Annotated in this window: 20 protein-coding genes and 2 pseudogenes; 9 read left to right on the top strand and 13 right to left on the bottom strand. The window is 58.8% G+C overall.

What is annotated here, in order from left to right; genetic code table 11:
* Window positions 1-266: 266 nt before the first annotated feature.
* Entirely contained in the window at window positions 267-1,892 is a 1,626-nt protein-coding gene (locus tag AC3IUF_RS07520) for a methyl-accepting chemotaxis protein (protein WP_489280825.1), read from the top strand.
* An 85-nt stretch (window positions 1,893-1,977) separates the two neighbouring features.
* Complete coding sequence (locus AC3IUF_RS07515) at window positions 1,978-2,886, top strand: DMT family transporter (RefSeq protein ID WP_489280824.1); 909 nt, start codon at window positions 1,978-1,980, stop codon at window positions 2,884-2,886.
* An 88-nt stretch (window positions 2,887-2,974) separates the two neighbouring features.
* On the opposite strand, the gene AC3IUF_RS07510 is transcribed toward AC3IUF_RS07515, so the two are convergent.
* Complete coding sequence (locus AC3IUF_RS07510) at window positions 2,975-3,838, bottom strand: DMT family transporter (RefSeq protein ID WP_414915352.1); 864 nt, start codon at window positions 3,836-3,838, stop codon at window positions 2,975-2,977.
* Between the two features lie 470 nt (window positions 3,839-4,308).
* Between AC3IUF_RS07510 and AC3IUF_RS07505 the strand changes: the two genes are divergently transcribed.
* Window positions 4,309-4,728, top strand: a complete 420-nt coding sequence (locus AC3IUF_RS07505) for a hypothetical protein (protein ID WP_489280822.1) — start codon at window positions 4,309-4,311, stop codon at window positions 4,726-4,728.
* 45 nt (window positions 4,729-4,773) lie between these two features.
* On the opposite strand, the gene AC3IUF_RS07500 is transcribed toward AC3IUF_RS07505, so the two are convergent.
* Window positions 4,774-5,712 (bottom strand): aspartyl/asparaginyl beta-hydroxylase domain-containing protein, encoded by a 939-nt coding sequence (locus tag AC3IUF_RS07500; protein WP_007911288.1) that lies wholly within the window; start codon window positions 5,710-5,712, stop codon window positions 4,774-4,776.
* A gap of 184 nt (window positions 5,713-5,896) precedes the next feature.
* A complete protein-coding gene (gene cysK / locus AC3IUF_RS07495; protein WP_007911289.1) occupies window positions 5,897-6,871 on the bottom strand; it encodes a cysteine synthase A in 975 nt (324 codons plus the stop codon).
* Between the two features lie 127 nt (window positions 6,872-6,998).
* On the opposite strand from cysK, the gene AC3IUF_RS07490 reads away from it, so the two are divergent.
* The gene (locus tag AC3IUF_RS07490) at window positions 6,999-8,075 is read left to right on the top strand and encodes a DUF748 domain-containing protein (protein ID WP_007911290.1); all 1,077 of its coding nucleotides are present in this window, start codon (window positions 6,999-7,001) and stop codon (window positions 8,073-8,075) included.
* A gap of 7 nt (window positions 8,076-8,082) precedes the next feature.
* Here AC3IUF_RS07490 and AC3IUF_RS07485 read toward each other — a convergent pair.
* Window positions 8,083-8,340, bottom strand: a pseudogene (locus AC3IUF_RS07485) (DUF2442 domain-containing protein); the annotation flags it as partial.
* Between the two features lie 279 nt (window positions 8,341-8,619).
* Between AC3IUF_RS07485 and AC3IUF_RS07480 the strand changes: the two are divergent.
* The gene (locus tag AC3IUF_RS07480; RefSeq protein ID WP_489280819.1) at window positions 8,620-9,465 is read left to right on the top strand and encodes an AAA family ATPase; all 846 of its coding nucleotides are present in this window, start codon (window positions 8,620-8,622) and stop codon (window positions 9,463-9,465) included.
* A 12-nt stretch (window positions 9,466-9,477) separates the two neighbouring features.
* The gene (locus AC3IUF_RS07475; protein ID WP_007911295.1) at window positions 9,478-10,656 is read left to right on the top strand and encodes a vWA domain-containing protein; all 1,179 of its coding nucleotides are present in this window, start codon (window positions 9,478-9,480) and stop codon (window positions 10,654-10,656) included.
* A 64-nt stretch (window positions 10,657-10,720) separates the two neighbouring features.
* On the opposite strand, the gene AC3IUF_RS07470 is transcribed toward AC3IUF_RS07475, so the two are convergent.
* From AC3IUF_RS07470 to AC3IUF_RS07450, 5 genes are all read right to left on the bottom strand, one after another.
* Window positions 10,721-11,176: a hypothetical protein gene (locus AC3IUF_RS07470; protein ID WP_489280818.1), complete on the bottom strand. Its 456-nt coding sequence runs from the start codon at window positions 11,174-11,176 to the stop codon at window positions 10,721-10,723.
* Between the two features lie 211 nt (window positions 11,177-11,387).
* Window positions 11,388-12,305 (bottom strand): 5-oxoprolinase subunit C family protein, encoded by a 918-nt coding sequence (locus tag AC3IUF_RS07465; protein ID WP_414893529.1) that lies wholly within the window; start codon window positions 12,303-12,305, stop codon window positions 11,388-11,390.
* The gene (locus AC3IUF_RS07460) at window positions 12,302-13,006 is read right to left on the bottom strand and encodes a 5-oxoprolinase subunit B family protein (protein ID WP_489280817.1); all 705 of its coding nucleotides are present in this window, start codon (window positions 13,004-13,006) and stop codon (window positions 12,302-12,304) included. Before AC3IUF_RS07460 ends, AC3IUF_RS07465 begins: the two co-directional genes overlap by 4 nt.
* On the bottom strand, window positions 13,003-13,755 hold the full coding sequence (locus tag AC3IUF_RS07455) for a 5-oxoprolinase subunit PxpA (RefSeq protein WP_007911313.1): 753 nt from the start codon (window positions 13,753-13,755) through the stop codon (window positions 13,003-13,005). Before AC3IUF_RS07455 ends, AC3IUF_RS07460 begins: the two co-directional genes overlap by 4 nt.
* Before the next feature lie 62 nt (window positions 13,756-13,817).
* Window positions 13,818-15,104 carry an MFS transporter gene (locus tag AC3IUF_RS07450; protein WP_007911315.1) on the bottom strand — a complete coding sequence of 429 codons (1,287 nt, stop codon included), beginning with the start codon at window positions 15,102-15,104 and terminating at the stop codon, window positions 13,818-13,820.
* A 159-nt stretch (window positions 15,105-15,263) separates the two neighbouring features.
* Here AC3IUF_RS07450 and AC3IUF_RS07445 point away from each other — a divergent pair.
* Window positions 15,264-16,177 (top strand): annotated as a pseudogene (locus tag AC3IUF_RS07445) (LysR family transcriptional regulator).
* Window positions 16,178-16,286: 109 nt separating this feature from the next.
* On the opposite strand, the gene AC3IUF_RS07440 reads toward AC3IUF_RS07445, so the two are convergent.
* Genes AC3IUF_RS07440 through AC3IUF_RS07430 form a run of 3 tightly spaced genes read right to left on the bottom strand, consistent with a single transcriptional unit; the run spans window position 16,287 to window position 18,131 of the window.
* Window positions 16,287-16,829, bottom strand: a complete 543-nt coding sequence (locus tag AC3IUF_RS07440) for a DUF2937 family protein (protein ID WP_007911321.1) — start codon at window positions 16,827-16,829, stop codon at window positions 16,287-16,289.
* Window positions 16,830-16,841: 12 nt separating this feature from the next.
* Complete coding sequence (locus tag AC3IUF_RS07435; protein WP_007911322.1) at window positions 16,842-17,618, bottom strand: class II glutamine amidotransferase; 777 nt, start codon at window positions 17,616-17,618, stop codon at window positions 16,842-16,844.
* A gap of 15 nt (window positions 17,619-17,633) precedes the next feature.
* The gene (locus tag AC3IUF_RS07430; RefSeq protein ID WP_007911323.1) at window positions 17,634-18,131 is read right to left on the bottom strand and encodes a hypothetical protein; all 498 of its coding nucleotides are present in this window, start codon (window positions 18,129-18,131) and stop codon (window positions 17,634-17,636) included.
* A gap of 225 nt (window positions 18,132-18,356) precedes the next feature.
* Between AC3IUF_RS07430 and AC3IUF_RS07425 the strand changes: the two genes are divergently transcribed.
* A complete protein-coding gene (locus tag AC3IUF_RS07425; RefSeq protein ID WP_095113761.1) occupies window positions 18,357-20,411 on the top strand; it encodes a S9 family peptidase in 2,055 nt (684 codons plus the stop codon).
* 198 nt (window positions 20,412-20,609) lie between these two features.
* The gene (locus AC3IUF_RS07420) at window positions 20,610-21,083 is read left to right on the top strand and encodes a cyclic nucleotide-binding domain-containing protein (protein WP_007911332.1); all 474 of its coding nucleotides are present in this window, start codon (window positions 20,610-20,612) and stop codon (window positions 21,081-21,083) included.
* On the opposite strand, the gene AC3IUF_RS07415 is transcribed toward AC3IUF_RS07420, so the two are convergent.
* Window positions 21,080-21,364 carry a hypothetical protein gene (locus AC3IUF_RS07415; protein ID WP_007911334.1) on the bottom strand — a complete coding sequence of 95 codons (285 nt, stop codon included), beginning with the start codon at window positions 21,362-21,364 and terminating at the stop codon, window positions 21,080-21,082. The genes AC3IUF_RS07420 and AC3IUF_RS07415 overlap by 4 nt on opposite strands.
* Window positions 21,365-21,436: the final 72 nt, after the last annotated feature.

The raw sequence follows: 21,436 nt of genomic DNA, 5'->3' as shown, positions 1-21,436 counted from the left end.
TCGACCGTTCGGTCAGTTAATCACCTTACCGGTCTTTCTGGCCGTCCTGCGCCAGCCCGCGAATTCTCTGGGCTTCGGATCCAATACTGATCAGGCGCGTCTAGTTCGTGGCTTTGCTGCCAATGCACTTACCGTCAGTGCCGATTCCAGATTGGTCTTACCAAAATAGTGGCACTTTGATATACAGCCCGCCATTACCCGCCTCATAACAAGATCCTCGCTGACGAGGACGACCTCCCCCCCTTCAAAGATCAAGGAGCACACTGATGTCTATCCGGAATCTGCGCATAGGTTTGCGCGCCAGTTTGAGCTTTGCCGTTTTGGCCGGTCTGCTGGTGGTGGTCGGCCTGTTCGGGCTGGGCCAGATGAAAACCCTGCGCGAAAGTGCAGCGGTGATCGAAGAGTCATGGATGCCCAGCATCGAGAGCATTCATGACGCGGCGGCGAATATCGCCAGCATCCGTCTCGAATCCTTGCGTCTGATCGCCATCACCCAACCCGCAGTGCGCGACAGAAGCAAAGGCATCCTCAAAGCCCAACGCGATGAGTTGCTCAAACGCCTCAACGATCACAAAGCCTTGATTGCCAACGATCAGGAACAAGCGATGCTCGACGGCTTGAACGCAGCCGTCGGCAAATACCTGAGCATTTTCGATCAGATTGTCAGCCAGATTGACGCCGGTCAGAACGAGCAGGCGGCCACCCGTTTGAGCAACGAGCTGGCACCTCAGGGTACTGTGCTCGACAAGACGCTGGAGCAGATGATCAGCCTCAATCAACAAGGTGCCGACGCCGCCGCCGATGCCGCCGCAGCCATGTACCAACGGGCATTGTGGATCGTCGCGACCATCATCGTGATTGCCCTGATTGCCACGCTGCTGTTGGCCTGGCAGTTGACGCGCAGCATCACCACCCCGATCAATCAGGCACTGGGTGTAGCGCGACGCATTGCTGCCGGTGATCTCAGCGGCCAGATCGTCAGCACTGGTAAAGATGAGGCTGCGCACCTGCTCGACGCCTTGGCCGAGATGCAGGGCAATTTGCGCTCGACCATTCGAGGAATCAGCGAATCGGCACAGCAACTGGCTTCCGCTGCCGAGGAAATGAGTTCGGTGATGGAGCAAAGCACCCGCGGCCTGCAACAACAGAACGATCAGATTGAACAAGCCGCTACAGCAGTCACCGAGATGAGCACGGCGGTGGATGAGGTCGCGGCCAATGCGGTGTCCAGCGCCGAAGCGTCCGCTGCATCCAACGAAGACAGCAAGCACGGTCATGTACAGGTCAGCGAAACCATCAGTTCGATTCAGGAGCTGGTCGATGCGGTACTCGGTGCTTCCGAACAAGCCGAGGGCCTGGCCACTCAGGCACAGGACATCAGCAAAGTACTGGAGGTGATTCGCGGGATTGCCGGGCAGACCAACTTGTTGGCGCTCAATGCGGCGATCGAAGCGGCACGCGCCGGTGAGGCCGGGCGAGGCTTTGCGGTGGTGGCCGATGAGGTGCGTTCGCTGGCGCAGCGCACGCAGAATTCCACTGAGGAAATCGAGCTGATGATCAGCAGCATTCAGCAAGGTACGGGGTCGACCGTGGCCGCGTTGCAGAGCAGTGCCGAGCAGGCTGGCCAGACGTTGCGCCGAGCCAACAGCGCGGGTCAGGCGCTGGAGAAAATCACCGCGTCGATCTCGCAGATCAACCAGCGCAACCTGGTGATCGCCAGCGCGGCCGAGCAGCAGGCACTGGTGGCGCGCGAAGTCGATCAGAATCTGGTGACCATCCGTGACCTCTCCACGCAAACCGCCGCCGGGGCGACTCAGACCTCGGCGGCGAGCCAGGAGTTGTCGCGTCTGGCGGTCGATCTCAACGGTCTGGTGACACGCTTTGTGATCTGAGCGCAAAGTTGAATGCCCGAATAGCGGTTGCCATCGTCAGGGCGCTCGGCAACACTCTCGTCCCGATCAAGGAAGGAGACCCGCCGTGAGCCCTGTCGATATTTTCCGTATGTTGTCGCTGGCGGCCATCTGGGGCGCGAGTTTTCTGTTCATGCGCATTATTGCGCCGGTGATTGGCACGATCCCGACCGGTTTTTTTCGCGTGTCGATTGCGGCCGTTGGCCTGCTGGTGATCCTCGGGCTGATGCGCGTGCGCTGGGATTTCAAAGGCAAATTGAAAACCGTGATGCTGCTGGGCGTGATCAATTCGGGGATTCCGGCGACGCTGTATTCCGTTGCGGCTCAGGTGTTGCCAGCCGGCTACTCGGCGATTTTCAATGCCACCACGCCGTTGATGGGCGTGCTGATTGGCGGGTTGTTCTTCAGTGAAAAACTCACTGTTGCCAAGTTGGGTGGGGTGTTCCTCGGCCTGTTCGGTGTTGGCGTGCTGACCCGCGCCGGCCCCGTGGCGTTCGACTTGCAGTTGTTGATGGGCGCCGTCGCCTGCCTGCTGGCGACCACTTGCTATGGCTTCGCCGGTTTCCTCGCGCGGCGTTGGCTGGATCAGGCCGGTGGACTGGACAGCAGATTGTCGGCGCTGGGCAGCATGCTCGGTGCGACGTTGTTCCTGTTGCCGCTGTTCGGCTATAGCGTAATCACTGCACCGCCAGTCAGCTGGGGCGGCTGGAATGTCTGGCTGTCGCTGTTGGGCCTGGGGTTGGGCTGTACGGCGTTTGCCTACATCATTTATTTCCGCCTGCTCAGTTCGATCGGTCCGGTGAAGTCGATGACCGTGACCTTCATGATTCCGCCGTTCGGGGTTTTGTGGGGGGCGTTGTTGCTGGATGAGCCGTTGTCGATGGCGCACATTTATGGCGGGGTGTTGATTGCGCTGGCGTTGTGGCTGGTGTTGAAGCCGGCGTCGGTGAAACCTGCGCAGGCGACAGCCCGCTAGACTTCTGGCGCTGCTGAAATGGCTATCGCGAGCAGGCTCACTCCTACAGGGGAATGCATTCCAATGTGGGAGCGAGCCCGCCTGTCAGCTAGTCAGTTTTACGGAAGACAAACGCCAGACCGACAATGATCAACAGCATACCCAGCACGCTCAATGCCGCCAGGCGATTGCCGAAAATCAAGTAGTCCATCACTGCCGTCACCGCCGGCACCAGATAGAACAGACTGGTGACATTCACCAGATTGCCTCGCGCGATCAATCGATACAGCAACAGCGTCGCCAGCACCGAGACCACCAGCCCCATCCACAAAACAGGTACGATAAAGCCTGTGCTGTGTTCAAAGTGGAACGGCTGAAACGGCACGAAGATCCCGCACAACAACAGCCCGGCCAGATATTGCACGGGCAGCGTGCCGAGGGGATTGTCGGTGATGCGCTTCTGCATGATCGAGCCCAGCGTCATGCTCGCCAGCGCCAGCAGACCAAACAGCATCCCCGCCCAGGACATCCCGGCCAGACCGATGCCTTGGTAAACCACCATGATCAGCCCCGCCAGACCCAACGCCAGACCAAACATCCGGCTCGCCGAGCGCTGCCGCTCCATCAATACCACCGTGAGAATCGGCTGCACGCCCATGATGGTCGCCATCACCCCCGGGGTGACTTTGGTGTTGAGCGCCAGCAGATAGAAAATCTGATAAGCCCCCAACAACACCACGCCGGTGGCGATCGCAAACAGCATCGGCCGTCGACCCTTGGGCAACTTCAGTTTGAGCAGCGGCGCCAGCAGCACCAGCCCGCACAAGGCAATCACAAAGCGAATCAGCAGAAAGGCAAACGGCGAAGCGTGGGCCAGGCCCCATTTGGAGAAGATCGCACCGCTGCTCCACAGCAGGACGAACAGGCTCGTGGACGCAGCCGCGAGCGCGGTTTTTTTCGACAGGACAAACATGAATACCACCTGTAGTCAGGCAAATAGCCAACTCAGCCGAAGCTGAAATTCAGTAGGTTTTTCTGGCGGGCGCAGGGGTCAGCAAAAACTGCCGATCAGCCCGAAACGCCAACGCCCGGCGGTGATACGACTGCGCACACCGGCGTGCTACTGACAGGTGGAGGGTAATGACTGATCTGCTGGGGCTGCTGATTCCCGCACGGCACGACGCCAGCGTTGACCGCTGAATCGACTACCGCGTTGATGAGGGATGCAGGCATAGGGGCAGATCTTTTTTGAAGGGCTGGAAGGTGAACCATGGGGCTCACGAGCGCCGACTATAACCAGCGGGCGACATCGATTGCAATGATTTGGGCAAAGGGCCGGCAGGGACAGTTGGCCGCAAGGTGAATAGGCTGGATCGCAATTGCGACACCCCACCATCGAGGACAAGGAATGCACGGGATCACATGCCAAGGGAACGGACGTATTTGTGCTACCAAGTGTATAAATCACAGGCCAGAAAACAGGCTGGGGTTACTTTCGCAAAGCTGCACAAAGACTTGTTGCAGCAAGGGATAGTGGATGTTGATCACTCCAGAGTTCGTTTCGAAGCAATCGATGCTCAAGCGCTGAGTGCCTATGAAGAATGGTTTGATCCTCATTTCTCTTGGCGAGATGTTGTCAGGTGGAAGGCCAAAGAACCCCTTAGCTTCAACGCCGGAGGCACCATGAAGGCTGCCGTTGAAAAAAAGGCGCCAGGCGCCAGACCGATAAAAGCTGATAGAAAACGCTCTTCTGGAAAGTTGTCTGAACAGGAGTTGCATCGAATCAGAGAAGCATTGGTGAATCCAGCCGCGGAAGAGCCAGGAGGCGTCCTCGCTGGCGCTTCGTTCACCTTCTCTTCATAAAAAAACCGCTCACAAGGAGCGGTTTTTTTATTACAACATCCAGCCTCAACCAAACAGCCAATACCCCAACAACGTCAACACCACCACCGCCAGCACCGGTCGCATCACGCGGTAGGCCTTCGGATGACGGCGTTTCCACTGTTTGACCACTCCACTGAACTTGTCGCTGAAGTTCTTGCTCCAGGCGTAAGCCTGGTTGATCCCGCCGACGCGCTCGTCGTCAAGGTTCTGCGGTGCGGTGGCGCGGCCGAGCCAGGCGCTGATCGAGCGGTTGATGCGGGTCATGAGGCGGTTGCTCAGCGGACGCTCGACGTCGCAGAACAGGATCACGCGAGTTTGTTCGGTTTCGTTCTTGACCCAGTGCACGTAAGTTTCGTCGAACATCACGTCTTCGCCGTCACGCCAGGCGTAAACCTGACCATCGACGAAAATCCGGCAATCGTCGGAGTTCGGCGTCGACAAGCCGAGGTGATAACGCAGGGAGCCGGCGAACGGATCGCGATGCGGGTTCAAGTGGCTGCCACCCGGCAACAACGCAAACATCGCACCTTTTACGTTGGGAATCGCACTGACCAGTGCCACGGTCTTCGGGCACAGGGTTTCAGCCGACGGCAGCGGTTTGTCATACCACTTGAGGTAGAAACGCTTCCAGCCCTTCTTGAAGAATGAGCCGAAACCGGCGTCGTTGTTCTTTTCCGCCGCGCGAATATAGCCTTCATCGAACAGATGCATGGCCTCGTCGCGAATGGTTTCCCAGTTGTCGCGCAGTACGTCCAGTTCCGGGAATTTGCTGCGATCCAGATACGGCTTGGACGGCACGCCGGAGAACAGGTACATCAAGGCATTGTACGGAGCGAACAGTGCCGAGTGGTTGACGAACTGGCGCAGAACCGGCAAACGCGCCTTGCCGCGCAAATGCACATAGAGGATGCTGCCCACAAACAGCAGCAGCACCGACACCTTGGCGGCTAACGAAAAGCTCATCAACGACTCCTTGAATAAAGACAACGCTGCGCAATGCCCTTTACCCGACATGGCAGCCGGCCATGATAAACACTACCGGCTTCGGACAAAACCCGCCTTACACAAGATTCAGTGTTAAGCATTGCGCAACAAAGCATTTATTAGCATAACGATCCTGAACCCCGGCTGACCTGAATCAACTGGATTACTGCTGAGTCTCCTGCTCAGTGAACAGATCGCTGAACAACATGCTCGACAGATAACGCTCACCCGAGTCCGGCAGAATCACCACGATAGTCTTGCCCTGCATCTCCGGCGTCTCCGCCAGACGCACTGCTACCGCCATCGCTGCACCGCAGGAGATGCCGCACAAAATCCCCTCTTCCTGCATCAAGCGCAGGGCCATCGCCTTGGACTCTTCGTCGGTGACCTGCTCAACCCGGTCGACCATCGACAGATCGAGGTTCTTTGGCACAAAACCGGCGCCGATCCCTTGAATCTTGTGCGGGCTCGGTTTGATTTCTTCACCCGCCAGCGCCTGGGTGATCACTGGCGACGACATCGGCTCCACCGCCACCGACAGAATCGGTTTGCCCTGGGTATTCTTGATATACCGCGAAACGCCCGTGATGGTTCCGCCCGTGCCAACCCCAGCCACCAGTACATCCACCGCACCATCGGTGTCGTTCCAGATTTCCGGACCGGTAGTTTTTTCGTGAATCGCCGGGTTCGCCGGGTTATCGAACTGCGCCGGCATGAAATATTTGTCGGCATCGCTGGCAACGATCTCGGCAGCCTTTTCGATGGCGCCTTTCATGCCCTTGGCTGGCTCGGTCAACACCAGCTCGGCGCCCAGAGCCTTGAGGACTTTACGGCGTTCGATGCTCATCGAAGCCGGCATGGTCAGCATCAACTTGTAACCACGGGCAGCGGCAACAAACGCCAGACCGATCCCGGTGTTACCCGACGTCGGCTCGACAATGGTCATGCCCGGCTTGAGTTTGCCGCTGCTTTCGGCGTCCCAGATCATGTTGGCGCCGATCCGGCACTTGACCGAATAACCGGGGTTGCGCCCCTCGATCTTGGCCAGAATGGTCACGCCACGCGGCGCGATGCGGTTGATCTGCACCAGCGGCGTATTACCGATGGAATGGGCGTTGTCAGCGAAAATACGGCTCATGGCTGGGTCCTTATGCAGCATTGAATTCAGCCTTCAAAGGTATGCCTGTTGCCCATCACAGTCCAGTCGGGTCGAACGTCTGCGCGACGTGACAGTCAATCGCTTACATCGTCAGGGAATTGCCGTCATGAAGCGTCGCTACAGTTGGCCATTAGGGATTTTCGCCGTCGTCGTTGTGCTGCTGATCGCGCTGCACATCGCCCTGCCCTACATGGTGCGCGACTACCTGAACGGCAAACTGGCGGACATGGGTGACTATCGGGGTCAGATCACTGATGTCGACTTGGCCCTATGGCGCGGCGCCTACAAGATCAATGGGCTGAAGATCGTCAAGGTCGACGGCAAGGTACCGGTACCGTTCGTCAACGCACCGCTGATCGATCTGGCAGTCAGCTGGCATTCGCTGTGGTACGACCATGCCGTCGTGGCGCAGGTGAGATTCGTAAATCCTGAAGTCAATTTCGTCGATGGTGGCGCTAACAAACAGAACTCACAAACAGGTCAAGGCACCGACTGGCGCGCGCAACTGGGCAAATTGCTGCCGATCACTCTCGACGAAGTACAGATTCAGGACGGCAAGATCAGTTTCCGCAACTTCAATTCAAAACCTCCAGTGAACATGAACGCGACCGATGTCGACGCGAGCATCTACAACCTGACCAACGTGGTCGACAAACAGGGCAAACGCGACGCCCGCTTCGAAGGCAAAGCCCTGCTGCTGGGTCATGCACCGCTGGAAACCACCGCAACGTTCGACCCTCTGAGCAATTTCGAAGACTTCGAGTTCCGCCTGCGCGCCAAAGACATTGAACTCAAGCGCATGAACGACTTCGCATCGGCCTACGGCAAGTTCGACTTCAACGCCGGCCACGGTGATGTGGTGATCGAAGCCCAAGCCAAAAAAGCCCAGGTCAACGGCTACATCAAACCCCTGCTGCGTGACGTCGAAGTGTTCAACTGGCAGCAGGACGTGGAAAACAAGAACAAGAGCATCTTCCGCTCAGTCTGGGAGGCTTTGGTCGGTGGTACTGAAACCGTGCTGAAGAATCAGGCGAAAAACCAGTTCGCCACCAAGGTCGAACTCAGCGGCAACGTGCATCAGCAAAACATCAGCGCGTTCGAAGCATTTTTGCAGATTTTGCGCAATGGTTTCGTACAGGCATTCAATGCCCGGTATGAGCGGCCGAAGCCAGATGCGGGTTAGGGTTCATTTCTGGAAAAGCATCCAGATATAGAGTATCGGCGCCAATCTGAATATCCGGGGCCGGCCATTCAACGGTCCAACCGTTATCGCCCAAGATGGCAGTCGCAAAGACTTGGGGATCAAGCAAGGGCTGCAACTGCTTATACGTTTGAATATCTCGACTCAAATCGAGTGTCAGCGCGCGACCATCAACAAAGCAGAGTGCAAGCCGACTATCAGAGAGCGCAGTAACTGCCGCCAAGCGTGGTCGTTTCATGGATAACATCAATTCAGCGCCTCCGGGCAGATGGGGACTGCTTCGCAGCCCAGCGGGAGCAAGCTCCCTCGCCACAGATTCAGTGGACATCCTGAAGGCTATCGCCAAATCGGCGATACCTGAATACTGGCCATCGGCCGAGACTGAGTCAACATGTGACGCCCCATTCAGAGACTGAATAAGCCGTCTGCGTTCACAGTCGACCGGACTGCGCGTTATAGTCGGGCATCCGATTATTTCGCCCCCGCCCTGCCCGTCAGGTCGGCGTTACCGTTCGAGGATTAGCAGATGAAGTTCGAAGGCACCCAGGCCTACGTCGCCACCGATGACCTGAAGCTGGCGGTCAACGCCGCCATCACCCTGGAGCGGCCGCTGCTGGTCAAGGGCGAACCGGGCACCGGCAAGACCATGCTCGCCGAGCAATTGGCCGAATCGTTCAATGCCAAGCTGATCACCTGGCACATCAAGTCCACCACCAAGGCCCATCAGGGTCTGTACGAGTACGATGCGGTCAGCCGTCTGCGCGACTCGCAACTGGGCAATGAGAAAGTCCACGATGTGCGCAACTACCTGAAGAAGGGCAAACTCTGGGAGGCTTTCGAGTCCGAAGAGCGGGTCATTCTGCTGATCGACGAGATCGACAAGGCCGACATCGAGTTCCCCAACGACCTGCTGCAAGAACTCGACAAGATGGAGTTCTACGTTTACGAGATCGACGAAACCATCAAGGCGAAGAAGCGCCCGATCATCATCATTACCTCCAACAACGAGAAAGAGCTGCCGGACGCCTTCCTGCGCCGCTGCTTCTTCCACTACATCGCCTTCCCCGACCGCACCACCCTGCAAAAAATCGTCGACGTGCACTATCCCGACATCAAGAAGGATCTGGTCAGCGAAGCGCTGGACCTGTTCTTCGATGTGCGCAAGGTGCCGGGCCTGAAGAAGAAGCCTTCGACCTCCGAACTGGTCGACTGGCTGAAGCTGCTGATGGCCGACAACATCGGCGAAGCGGTATTGCGCGAACGCGATCCGACCAAAGCGATCCCGCCACTGGCCGGTGCCTTGGTGAAGAACGAACAGGACGTGCAACTGCTTGAGCGCCTGGCGTTCATGAGCCGTCGCGGCACCCGCTAAGAGGCTGATGCCATGTTGCTCAACCTGTTCAATGAAATGCGTGCAGCCAAGGTGCCGGTGTCGGTGCGTGAGCTGCTCGACCTGATCAACGCGCTGAAACAGCGCGTGACCTTCGCCGACATGGACGAGTTTTATTACTTGTCGCGGGCGATTCTGGTGAAGGACGAACGCCATTTCGACAAGTTCGACCGCGCGTTCGGCGCCTACTTCAATGGCCTCGAAAAGCTCGATGATCACTTGCAGGCGCTGATTCCCGAAGACTGGCTGCGCAAGGAGTTCGAGCGCTCGCTGAGCGATGAGGAGCGCGCGCAGATCCAGTCCCTCGGCGGTCTGGACAAGCTGATCGAAGAGTTCAAGAAGCGCCTGGAAGAACAGAAGGAACGCCATGCCGGCGGCAACAAATGGATCGGCACTGGCGGCACCAGCCCTTTCGGTTCCGGCGGCTTCAACCCGGAAGGCATTCGGGTCGGCGATGCCGGCAAGCGCCAGGGCAAAGCGGTGAAAGTGTGGGATCAGCGTGAGTACAAGAACCTCGATGATTCGGTGGAACTGGGCACGCGCAACATCAAGGTTGCCCTGCGCCGCTTGCGTAAATTCGCCCGTCAGGGCGCAGCGGAAGAACTCGATATCGATGGCACCATCGACCACACCGCCAAGGACGCCGGTCTGCTGAACATCCAGATGCGCCCTGAACGCCGCAACACGGTGAAGCTGTTGTTGCTGTTCGACATCGGCGGTTCGATGGACGCCCACGTGAAGATTTGTGAGGAACTGTTCTCGGCCTGCAAGACCGAGTTCAAGCATCTGGAGTACTTCTACTTCCACAACTTCGTTTATGAATCGGTGTGGAAGAACAATATGCGCCGCACCTCGGAACGCACTTCGACCCAGGACCTGCTGCACAAGTACGGCGCCGACTACAAAGTAATCTTCATCGGTGACGCCGCGATGGCGCCGTATGAAATCACCCAGGCCGGCGGCAGTGTCGAGCACTGGAACGAAGAGCCGGGTTACGTGTGGATGCAGCGCTTCATGGAGAAGTACAAGAAACTCATCTGGATCAATCCGTATCCGAAAGACACCTGGGGCTATACCTCGTCGACCAATATCGTGCGCGATCTGATCGAGGATCAGATGTATCCGTTGACGTTGCGCGGGCTTGAGGAAGGGATGCGGTTTTTGTCCAAGTAAGATTGCGAACGTAAATACTGAAAGGCAGACCGTATGAAAGCGGCTGCCTTTCAGGCTCGCGAATTTACCAATCTGTCGCGAGATAAGACTTGCAGAGCCGGTCCATGAAAGAGGTGTCCAGAATCGCGGGGCCGACAGCAGTCGTTTTTTGCCCGCGGCGTTTTTTCTTCCCTCTGGCGACAACTTTCGCCCCGCCATTTTCCAGCGCTACCCTGCGATTTTTTTCAATGTCCGTTTCAGGACTCAGGGTCACTTCACTCTTCATTTCGCCCTCTGGCGCCAGAAAGCGAAACCTTACGCTTTTCACCTCAGCACCCGCGTTGGTCTCCACGGTCATCAGCTCCATGGCGTTACCACTCGCCTCCGTGCGGTGATTCCAGTGAAACATACGCATCATGTCGACGGTTGCGGTGGACATAAATGTCTCGATACGCGCAACGATGTCCTGATGACCGGCCCGGTCGGCGTCCAGTCGTTGCACATTGTAGAAACGATCGATGCTCGCCCGATAAATCGGCACGCAGTCCACACCCTCATAAAAACCGACAATGTGCCCATCGACACTGTTCGCACATTCACCCTTTTATTGGGCCATTACTGTCATAAAACGCATCTGTAACTTCCTTGTAAAAGATGAAGACCGATAGTTCCATACATGCTCGACAAGCGATGTAGGGCGACGTACTGATGCGCCAGGAAAAATCTCGGTCTTCCGTCCGAAGTACGGACAATTACAAGTAGGACTTCAGGTAGTTGATATGGTCATGCCATGCACGCTCTTGCATGACTGGCGTGAACCGCACCCTGTCACCCGGGAGACATTGCGCCAGCCTCGCCAGCGCCAAGGGTGTCAGCGCCCCCAAGCGTGGATAACCACCAATGGTCTGACGATCATTGAGCAACACGATCGGTTGCCCGTCCGGCGGTACCTGCACCGCCCCGAGTGGAATGCCTTCGGAAATCATCGGCTGCCCCTGATATTCCAACGCCTTGCCCAGCAAACGAATGCCCATGCGATCAGCGCGACTGTCCAGCGTCCAGGCACTGTTGAAGGCATCAAACAAACTCTGCCCACTGAACTGGCCGATCTGTGCGCCGAGCACCAGATCCAGCGGTGCATTCGCTTTCAAATCCGGTCGTAAATCCAAAGGCACTTCGCGAACACATAGCGATTTCCTGTGATAACTCAGCGTCGCGCCCTTGGCCAACGGCAAGCCCATACCGTCCAGCCCACCGAACTCTTCACGCACCACCGTCGCGCTGCTGCCCAAGACCTTGGGGGCCTCGAAGCCGCCGGGCGCCGCCAGATAGGCCCGGGCACCGAGCAACGGTTGCGTGAACAGCAACTTCTGTCCTTTACCCAACTTGAAACTGCGCCACGGCGCCAGCGGTTGACCATCAATCTGTGCGCCAAGATCAGCTCCGGCCAGTGCCAGCAAACAATCCTCTGCAGCGACGACGGCAAACCCGCCGAGGGTGATTTCGATCACCGTTGCATCGAGGTTATTGCCGAGCAACCAGTTGGCCCAGCTCATCGAACACCAATCCGCCGCACCGCCCTGGGTGACGCCCAGGTGCCGCACGCCAAACCGTCCTGCGTCCTGCAACAGGCACAACGGGGTACTGGCTTCAATCGTCAGTCGGCTCATGTCTGCGCCTCCAGTGGTGTGTCATCACCACCCAGATTGACGAACTCGGCATGACTGACCGCTTCGAATCGCACGGTGTCGCCCGGTTGCATCAGGCTGTAGCCGTCGCGATTGCGGTCGAACAACTTGGCCGGGGTGCGGCCGATCAGGTTCCAGCCGCCGGGAGAGACCACGGGGTAAGCCGCCGTCTGCCGTTCGGCAATGCCGACGCTACCGGCAGCCACTTTTTTGCGTGGTGTGTTCAGGCGAGGCGCGGCAAGCACTTCTTCGACCAACCCCATAAACGCGAAACCCGGCGCGAAACCAAGGGCGAATACCTGATACTCACGTCCGCTGTGGCGACGGATCACTTCATCCACCGCCAGACCGCTGCGCTCGGCCAGCAAACTCAACTCAGGGCCGACACTCAAGTCATACCAGACCGGCAACACATGACATTGGCCGCCAGTTCGCGCATTCGGTGACAGATCGATCAGCGCTTCGGCGATCAATTCCCGCGCCTGACCCGGACTCAGTGCAGTCAAATCGTAATGCACCATCAGCGTCGTATAGGACGGCACCAGATCGATCAGTTGCTCACCGAATACCGCATGCAAACGCTCACTGGCAGCGAGCATCCACGGCATGTTGGCTTCGGCGATTTCATCGAACAGACGCAGCATCAGGCAATCCAGTGCCACCACTTCAATCCTTGGGTTCATAAGGCGCTCTGCTGATTCAGGGCCTCGCGAATGCGCTGCACGGCCGCTACCGAACTGGCGTTGTCGCCGTGCACGCAAAGGGTGTTGGCGTGCAGGCGCAAGGCGCTGCCGTCGCTGGCGCTGAGGTTGTCGCCACGGGCAATGGTCAGGGCTTGCTCGATGATTTTTTCCGGATCGTGATGCACCGCGCCCGGCAATTGTCGTGAAACCAGTTTGCCGGCACTGTCGTAAGCGCGGTCAGCGAAGGCTTCGAACCACAATGTCACGCCATATTCATCGCCGATCTGCTGCGCCGCCGAGTTGTCGCGGGTGGCCATCAGCATCAACGGCAGGCTGCGGTCATAAGCGGCCACTGCCTGAATCACCGCACGCAATTGCGCCGGGTTGGCCATCATGTCGTTGTACATCGCGCCGTGTGGTTTGACGTAGCTGACGCGCCCGCCCTGGGCCTTGCAAATGCCGTCGAGCGCGCCGATCTGGTAATGCAGGATGTCTTGCAGCTCTTGCGCCGAATACGCCATGGAGCGGCGGCCGAAACCGACCAGATCCTGATAAGCCGGGTGTGCGCCGATCTGCACGCCGTGGCTCAATGCCAGGCTGACGGTCTTGCGCATGATGCTCGGGTCGCCGGCATGGAAACCGCAAGCCACGTTGGCACAATCGATGAAGGGCATGACCTCGGCATCCAGACCCATGGTCCAGCTGCCGAAGCTCTCGCCAATGTCGCAATTCAATAGCAGGCGGCTCACGGTGAACACTCCTGTAGGTGCTTGTCTTTTTATCTGTAGGACTGTGCTAAGCAGGTTATCAGTTACTGCGCATCGAGTTGCTTGCCACGGGTTTCCGGCAGGCTCAATGCCGCGATAATCACCACGCCGTAAGACACCGCCGCAAACGCGCCAATGCCGACACTCAACGGCACCTTCTGGCTAAGCAAGCCGATCAGCAGCGGAAACAAAGCCGCCAGTGCCCGACCGATGTTGTAGCAAAAGCCCTGCCCCGAACCGCGAATTCGCGTAGGAAACAATTCAGTCAGAAACGCGCCCATGCCGCTGAAAATCCCTGAAGCAAAGAAGCCCAACGGGAAGCCCAGCCACAGCATCACGCCATTGCTGACCGGCAGTTGCGTGTAGAGCAGAACGATGGTGAACGAGCCGACCGCGAACAGGATGAAGTTCTTTTTCCGCCCGAGCAGGTCTGTCAGATAAGCGCTGATCACGTAACCGACGTAGGAGCCGACAATCACCATCGCCAGATAACCGCCCGTACCGAGCACGCTCAAACCGCGTTCGTTTTTCAGAAAGGTCGGCAGCCAGGAAGTGATCGCGTAGTAACCACCGAGGGCGCCAGTGGTCAGCAGTGAAGCGCGGAACGTGGTGAAGAGCATGCCCGGCGCGAAGATCTCGTAGAACTTCGATTGATTCTCCGGCGTTTGTTGGGCTTTAGCCTCGCGATATATCTCCGGGTCCTTGACCAGACGACGGACGAAAATCACGAAAATCGCCGGCACAATGCCGAGGATGAACAGCGCGCGCCAGGCATCTTCCGGTGGCAACACGGAAAACAGCAACGCATACAGAATCGCCGTCAGTCCCCAGCCCAGCGCCCAACCGGATTGCACCATGCCCACCGCTTTGCCGCGATCCTTGGCGCGGATCACCTCGCCGATCAGTACCGCGCCAGCCGTCCATTCGCCGCCGAAACCGAAGCCCATCAAGGTCCGGGCGATCAGCAGTTGTTCGTAGTTCTGCGCGAAGCCGCAGAGGAAGGTGAAGAAGGCGAACCACAACACCGTGAGTTGCAGGGTGCGCACGCGACCGATGCGGTCTGAGAGAATCCCAGCGACCCAGCCGCCGATGGCCGAAGCGATCAACGTGCTGGTGTGGATCAGCCCCGCTTCGCCGGTGGTGATGCCCCACATCGCAATCAGCGTCGGCACGACGAAGCTGAGCATTTGCGTGTCCATGCCGTCCAGACCGTAGCCGATCTTGCAGCTCCAGAACGTACGGCGCTCCTGCTGATTGATGTTGCGATACCAGTCGAACGGCCCGGGGCGCGCCGTTGCCGTGGATGCTTCTAGGGTGTCGGGAGCACGCATGGCTTATCTCCGCAGGTTTTTTATTGGTCTTGTTCGTAGCCCCGACGACGCCTATCGTGGGGACCGGATGCGTCGATTTTTCGTCGCGCGGCCCTGCTGCGTCCAACGAATAAAACCCCGCCTTAGCCATAAGAAAAATTTGTCACCCGAGCCTTGCCCATGAACCTGAAGTTTCTCGAGACCTTTGTCTGGGTCGCCCGACTGAAGAGTTTTCGCCTGACCGCCGACAAGCTGTTCACCACCCAGGCGTCGATTTCCAGCCGCATTGCGGTACTGGAAGGCGAGCTGGGGGTGAAGCTGTTTTTGCGCGATTCACGCGGTGTCAGCCTGACGCCCGAAGGGTTGAAAGTGCTGGAGTACGCCGAGCAGATGCTCGACACCATGTCGGCGCTGAAACAGTCGATCGAGACCCGCTCAAGCAAAGTCGGCCGCGTGCGCATCGGCGTGATGGACACGGTGATTCACACCTGGCTCAGCCCGTTGGTGGCACAGATGACGGACCTGTATCCACGGGTGGAAATCGAGCTGGTGGCGGATACTTCGTTGAACCTCTGCGATCAGTTGCAAAAAGGCTTTCTCGATATCGTTCTGCAAACCGATCTGATCCGCCATGAAAGCGTGCGCAGTCTGGAGCTGGCCAGCCATCCGCTCGGCTGGATCGTCGCCAGCAATTCGATCTATAACCGCGACTATGCCGACCTTGCCGAACTGGCGCAGGAACGGATCATCACCTACTCGAAAAACTCCCGACCGCATCAGGATCTGTTGGCTTTGATGCAAGCCAGTGGCGTACTCGCGCCACGCTTGAATTGCGTGAACTCGGTGTCGGCGATTACCCGCTTGTTACGCGATGGATTTGGGATTGGTGTGCTGCCGCCGGTGCTGGTTGCGGAGGAGCTGGCGCGGGGCGAATTGACCTTGCTCAACATCGATCAACGGCCACCGAATCTGCAGGTGGTGGTGTCGGGCGGGTGGGGGTTGAGTGGGTCGAGGAGATTGTGACGTTGTGTCAGCAGGTGCTGGAGGGGTATGCGATCAAGATGGGCACTGACTATATCGCCCTGACACCGTGATCATTCCCACGCTCCGCGTGGGAATGCAGCCCGGGACGCTCCGCGTCCCTCGAAAGCCGAACGCGGAGCGTCCGTTGAGGCGTTCCCACGCAGAGCGTGGGAACGATCATCAGAGACCGCGCACGTCGCGGTCTTCGATCGGCCGGCTCTGGCGCAGACGCCGGCCACCGAGTACGACCCAGTCGATCAAGCGGAACAGGCATTCAATGCCGAACGACAGCAGCAACGCGCCGCTCATGCCCCAGATCATCGCTTCCGGCGTCAGCAGGATCTGATAGCTGTAACCGTTCCAGGTTTCCTTGCGGATATCCGGATCCGCGGCCAACACCACTTGCAGGAAGCGGATGTACCACGGCCCTTGCATCGCCTGGAACTGCTTGTCCAGCGCGATCTGGCGGCTGAGCAAGGTGCTCAGGCTGTCAGCATCGCTGCGAAATACCGGGTCTTCACTGGCGCGATAATGCGCGACCAGCGCCTGCATATCACCCTTGAAGAACTGCTCGGCGGTGCCCTGAAAACCGCGCAAGCCAGTCTGCGCTTCGATCAGATGCGCCTCGACACGTTTCGCGTAATCGTTGATGAAGCCTGGCACCTGGACACCGATCAACAGGCCCGCCGCAAACAACACCAGCCGTACATAACTGAGCAACATGGGGTGCAATCCTTATTCGGTCTTGCCCTGACTGACGCATTCGCCGCGTCGCCACAGGCTCCATTGGCCCGGTTCGTAGCGGGTCCAGGTTTCGTTTTCGGTCAAAGGTTCGGTGGCAATCACCGTGACCACGTCGTTGGGCGTGGTTTCCGCCTGGAAATCGACGATAACGTCGACATCCTTCAGGCGCGCCGGGCCGAACGGGGCGCGACGGGTGATCTGTGCGAGTTTGGTCGAGCAATAGCAGAACAGCCAGTCGCCGTCGCTGAGCAGGCAGTTGAACACGCCTTTGCTGCGATATTCAGCGCAGGCGGCGACCAGATCGGGCAGCAGCTCTTCTATATCGACCGGTTCCGGGAATGCTGCACGCACGCGGTTGAGCAAATCGCAGAACGCCGCTTCGCTGTCGGTATCGCCGACCGGGCGGTAGAAACTTTTGATCGGGGTGAAATCGGCGAGCTGGCCGTTATGCGCGAAACACCAGTTGCGCCCCCACAGTTCGCGGACGAACGGGTGGGTGTTGGACAGGCAGACCTTGCCGACGTTGGCCTGGCGGATGTGGCCGATGACCACTTCGCTTTTGATTGGATAGCGCTGCACCAGATTGGCGACTTCCGATTCGCAACTCGCCGCCGGGTCCTGAAACAGACGCAAACCCCGGCCCTCATAGAAGGCAATGCCCCAGCCGTCGCGGTGCGGGCCGGTGCGACCGCCACGCTGCATCAGGCCGGTGAAGCTGAACACGATATCGGTCGGCACGTTGGCACTCATGCCCAGTAATTCACACATGTGCGGACTCTCGGGTTACAGGCGCGGCTCGACCCGCATGCGCTGCGGGTTGTTCGGCAAGGGTGGACGACCGTAGCGGTCATCACCGGCGCCGCCAAACGGTTGATCGTCATCGCGGTCATCGGCGCGGGCGGCAGCTTTCGCGGCTTCGGCCTGCTCGCGGCGCGCACGCGAAGCACGCTCGATCGGCAAGCGGATCAGCACGAAAATCAGGTAGATGCCGAACGCGATCATGCTGTACATGAACAGATCGGAGATCGCCCGCCAGGCGTTGTTGCCGACCTTGAAGGCCAGGTCCAGCGCGGTGATGGCAATGGACGGCGCAACCTTGGCTTTCACCGGGTCGATGATGGTCGGGCTGAACAGCAACACCGCCATCAGCACACGCAGCGGTTCGCGCAACCAGCGCCACATCCAGGTGGTCAGGCGCATCCATACCAACAGGCAGCCCACAGCGGCAAAGGCGTAGAGGCCCCAGGCGATCAGATAGTCGTTCTCGGTCATGGTGTCCATGGCAAGGCAGGCAAAGAGGCGCTTATAGTAACGACTTTTCGCCCGTGCGGCTTGTCCCAATAGACATGCGACCTGTGGGAGCGAGCCTGCTCGCGATGACGGACAGCCTGACAACATTGATGTTGAATGTGCCGGCCTTATCGGGAGCAGGCTCACTCCTACAGGGCCTGCGACGGTTTCAAAAGCTGCGAAAACCCCATTCCGTAATTTGTCCGAGAGCCTTCCATGCCCCAATCCGCCAACGTCATCAGTGCTCCGATTGCCCACAAGGCGCCCGGTGCCGACCCGTATGCCTGGCTGCAGGAACGCGACACCGACGCGGTGCTCGATTACCTCAAGGCCGAAAACGCCTGGCAAGAGGCGCAAACCGCCGATCAGGCCGAACTGCGTGAAACCCTGTTCGAAGAGATCAAGAGCCGAATCCTCGAAACCGACCTGTCCCTGCCCTCACCTTGGGGCCCGTATCTGTATTACACGCGCACTACAGCGGGCGACGAATACGCCCGGCACTACCGTTGCCCGCGACCGGCGGACGATAGCCTGACCCTCGATGAAAACCGCGAACAACTGCTGCTCGACCCGAATGTGCTGGCCAACGGCGGGTTCTTCTCACTCGGTGCGTTCAGCATCAGCCCCGATCACCAGCGTCTGGCCTACAGTGTCGACGCCTCGGGCGATGAGATTTACACGCTGTTCGTCAAGGAACTGGCCAACGACAAAGTCAGCGAACTGGAATTCGAAGACTGCGACGGCAGCATGACTTGGGCCAACGACAGCCTGACCCTGTTTTTCGGCGTGCTCGACGACACCCATCGTCCACACAAGTTGTTCCGCTATCGCCTCGATGGCACTGCTGCCGAAGAAGTTTTCCACGAGGCAGACGGGCGTTTCTTCCTGCATTGCTACCGTTCCAGCTCTGAGCAGCAACTGCTGCTCTCGCTGGGCAGCAAGACCACCAGTGAAGTCTGGGCGCTGGATGCCAATCAACCGCACCTGCCGTTTACTTGCCTGGCCCCGCGTGTCGAAGACCATGAATACGATGTCGATCACGGCCTGCTCGATGGCGTGTGGACGTGGTTTATCCGCACCAACCGCGACGGCATCAACTATGCCTTGTATCAGGCCCCGGACACCGGCATCGCGCCGACCGAAGCCGAGTGGCAAAACCTGATCCCCCACAGCGATACGGTGATGCTCGATGGCGTCAGCCTCAACACCGAGGCCATGACCCTGAGCCTGCGCGAGGGTGGCCTGCCGATCATCGAAGTTCACCCACACGGTCTGACGCCTTATCGCGTGCAATTGCCGGACGCGGCCTACAGCCTCTATGTGCAAAATAGCCTGGAGTTCGAGAGCGACCGTATTCGTCTGCGCTACGAGGCGTTGAACCGCCCGGCACAAGTTCGCCAACTGATCCTAGCCAACGGCGAACAAACGGTGTTGAAAGAAACCCCGGTGCTCGGCCCGTTCGACGCCGATGCCTACGTTAGCCAACGCCTGTGGGCGACGGCGCCGGACGGTACGCAAGTGCCGATCAGCCTGGTGATGAAGCGCGAAATGGTCGGCAAAGCGGTGCCGCTTTATCTCTATGGCTATGGCGCTTACGGTTCGAGCCTTGATCCGTGGTTCTCCCATGCGCGCCTGAGCCTTCTGGATCGTGGCATGGCCTTCGCCATCGCCCACGTGCGTGGCGGCGGCGAGTTGGGCGAAGCCTGGTATCGCGCCGGCAAGCAGGAGCACAAGCACAACACCTTCAGCGACTTCATTGCCTGCGCCGAGTTTCTGATCCTCAACGGCATTACCACAGCGGACAAATTGGCAATCAGTGGCGGCAGCGCGGGTGGTTTGCTCATCGGTGCCGTGCTCAACCAGCGTCCGGATCTGTTCGGCGTGGCGATTGCTGAAGTGCCGTTCGTCGACGTGCTCAATACCATGCTCGACCCGGAACTGCCGCTGACCGTCACTGAGTACGACGAGTGGGGCAATCCCGAAGAGCCGGAAGTCTACGAGCGGATCAAGGCTTACGCGCCCTACGAAAACGTCAGCGCGCAGGATTATCCGGCGACGCTGGTAATCGCCGGCTACAACGACAGTCGCGTGCAGTACTGGGAAGCGGCCAAGTGGGTGGCGAAACTGCGCGCGACCAAGACCGACGACAACGTCCTGCTGCTGAAGACTGAACTGGGCGCCGGGCACGGCGGGATGAGCGGGCGCTATCAGGGATTACGTGACGTAGCACTCGAATACGCATTTGTTTTCAAGGTTTTGGGCCTGGCCTGAGGAACTCCGACGGTCACTTGGGTCTTAATTGCAGACCCAAGAGGCCGATACCCCACAGATCCCTGTAGGAGCTGCCGAAGGCTGCGATCTTTTGATTTTGATTTTTTCAAAGGCAAGATCAACAGATCGCAGCCTTCGGCAGCTCCTACCAGGGACGTGTGAAGCCTGAAACAGTGAAAACAAAAAGACCGTGACGACATGTCAGAACCGACCTTCCTGAACAACGAAATCCGCGACTGGCTGATGGACTGCGGCCTGTTCGATCAATTGCAGCTGGCCGACTTTGCGGCCGCTTCCGGCTACTTCAGCATCAGCACCGTGGCTGAGGGCGAGGCGATTTTCCGTGAGGGCGATGCCGGCAGTTTCATGTGCATCATTCACACCGGTCAGGTCGCCGTGCAGAAAACCGGGCCCGATGGCCAGGTCATCACCATGGCCACCCTGCGCAGCGGTAGGGCGTTCGGTGAAATGGCCGTGCTCGATGGAGAGCGACGTTCGGCCACCTGCATTGCCGCGAGCAACTGCCAGTTGCTGAACCTCGGCAAGGATTCGCTGGAAAAAATGCTCAACGACGCGCCGAAAATCGCCGCGAAGATCATCCGCGCCCTCGCCGTTTCCCTGTCGAAACGCCTGCGCATGGCCGACGGCCAACTGGCGGCGCAACAGGTTTAACCGCCGGGAGATTTTGCCTTGGTGCCGCTCGGTTCAATGCCCGGCACCGGTTGATCCTTGCTCGGCGGGCTGGGCATTTCGATCGGCACCAGCGGCGGGCTGCCACTGCCGGCGCCCGACTTGGGAATGGTGATCGGCGTGATCTGCGGATACGGCGTCGGTGTCGCGGTACCGGGCGAGCCGGGTTGCGGCGCCGGGCTGACCGGAATGGTCTGTTGCGCCTGCACTGCAGTAATCGAGAGCGCGGCCAGGGCAATGACCGTTAGAATGGTGCGCTTCATCAAGGGCTCCGTTTGGCCTCTAGTCTGCGCTCAGGCTACTCCCAACGGGCCTGCTTGCCTTCCCCCTTGTAG

This window comes from Pseudomonas sp. KH_040 (assembly GCF_057839305.1).
This window is presented reverse-complemented; position numbering and strand designations above follow the sequence as displayed.

What these genes read in the sequence shown, in the direction of transcription:
- AC3IUF_RS07520 (WP_489280825.1), top strand. Translation starts at nt 267, where the DNA reads ATGTCTATCCGGAATCTGCGCATAGGTTTGCGCGCCAGTTTGAGCTTT.
- AC3IUF_RS07510 (WP_414915352.1), bottom strand. Translation starts at nt 3,838, where the DNA reads ATGTTTGTCCTGTCGAAAAAAACCGCGCTCGCGGCTGCGTCCACGAGC.
- AC3IUF_RS07500 (WP_007911288.1), bottom strand. Translation starts at nt 5,712, where the DNA reads ATGAGCTTTTCGTTAGCCGCCAAGGTGTCGGTGCTGCTGCTGTTTGTG.
- cysK (WP_007911289.1), bottom strand. Translation starts at nt 6,871, where the DNA reads ATGAGCCGTATTTTCGCTGACAACGCCCATTCCATCGGTAATACGCCG.
- AC3IUF_RS07490 (WP_007911290.1), top strand. Translation starts at nt 6,999, where the DNA reads ATGAAGCGTCGCTACAGTTGGCCATTAGGGATTTTCGCCGTCGTCGTT.
- AC3IUF_RS07480 (WP_489280819.1), top strand. Translation starts at nt 8,620, where the DNA reads ATGAAGTTCGAAGGCACCCAGGCCTACGTCGCCACCGATGACCTGAAG.
- AC3IUF_RS07475 (WP_007911295.1), top strand. Translation starts at nt 9,478, where the DNA reads ATGTTGCTCAACCTGTTCAATGAAATGCGTGCAGCCAAGGTGCCGGTG.
- AC3IUF_RS07465 (WP_414893529.1), bottom strand. Translation starts at nt 12,305, where the DNA reads ATGAGCCGACTGACGATTGAAGCCAGTACCCCGTTGTGCCTGTTGCAG.
- AC3IUF_RS07460 (WP_489280817.1), bottom strand. Translation starts at nt 13,006, where the DNA reads ATGAACCCAAGGATTGAAGTGGTGGCACTGGATTGCCTGATGCTGCGT.
- AC3IUF_RS07450 (WP_007911315.1), bottom strand. Translation starts at nt 15,104, where the DNA reads ATGCGTGCTCCCGACACCCTAGAAGCATCCACGGCAACGGCGCGCCCC.
- AC3IUF_RS07440 (WP_007911321.1), bottom strand. Translation starts at nt 16,829, where the DNA reads ATGTTGCTCAGTTATGTACGGCTGGTGTTGTTTGCGGCGGGCCTGTTG.
- AC3IUF_RS07435 (WP_007911322.1), bottom strand. Translation starts at nt 17,618, where the DNA reads ATGTGTGAATTACTGGGCATGAGTGCCAACGTGCCGACCGATATCGTG.
- AC3IUF_RS07430 (WP_007911323.1), bottom strand. Translation starts at nt 18,131, where the DNA reads ATGGACACCATGACCGAGAACGACTATCTGATCGCCTGGGGCCTCTAC.
- AC3IUF_RS07425 (WP_095113761.1), top strand. Translation starts at nt 18,357, where the DNA reads ATGCCCCAATCCGCCAACGTCATCAGTGCTCCGATTGCCCACAAGGCG.
- AC3IUF_RS07420 (WP_007911332.1), top strand. Translation starts at nt 20,610, where the DNA reads ATGTCAGAACCGACCTTCCTGAACAACGAAATCCGCGACTGGCTGATG.
- AC3IUF_RS07415 (WP_007911334.1), bottom strand. Translation starts at nt 21,364, where the DNA reads ATGAAGCGCACCATTCTAACGGTCATTGCCCTGGCCGCGCTCTCGATT.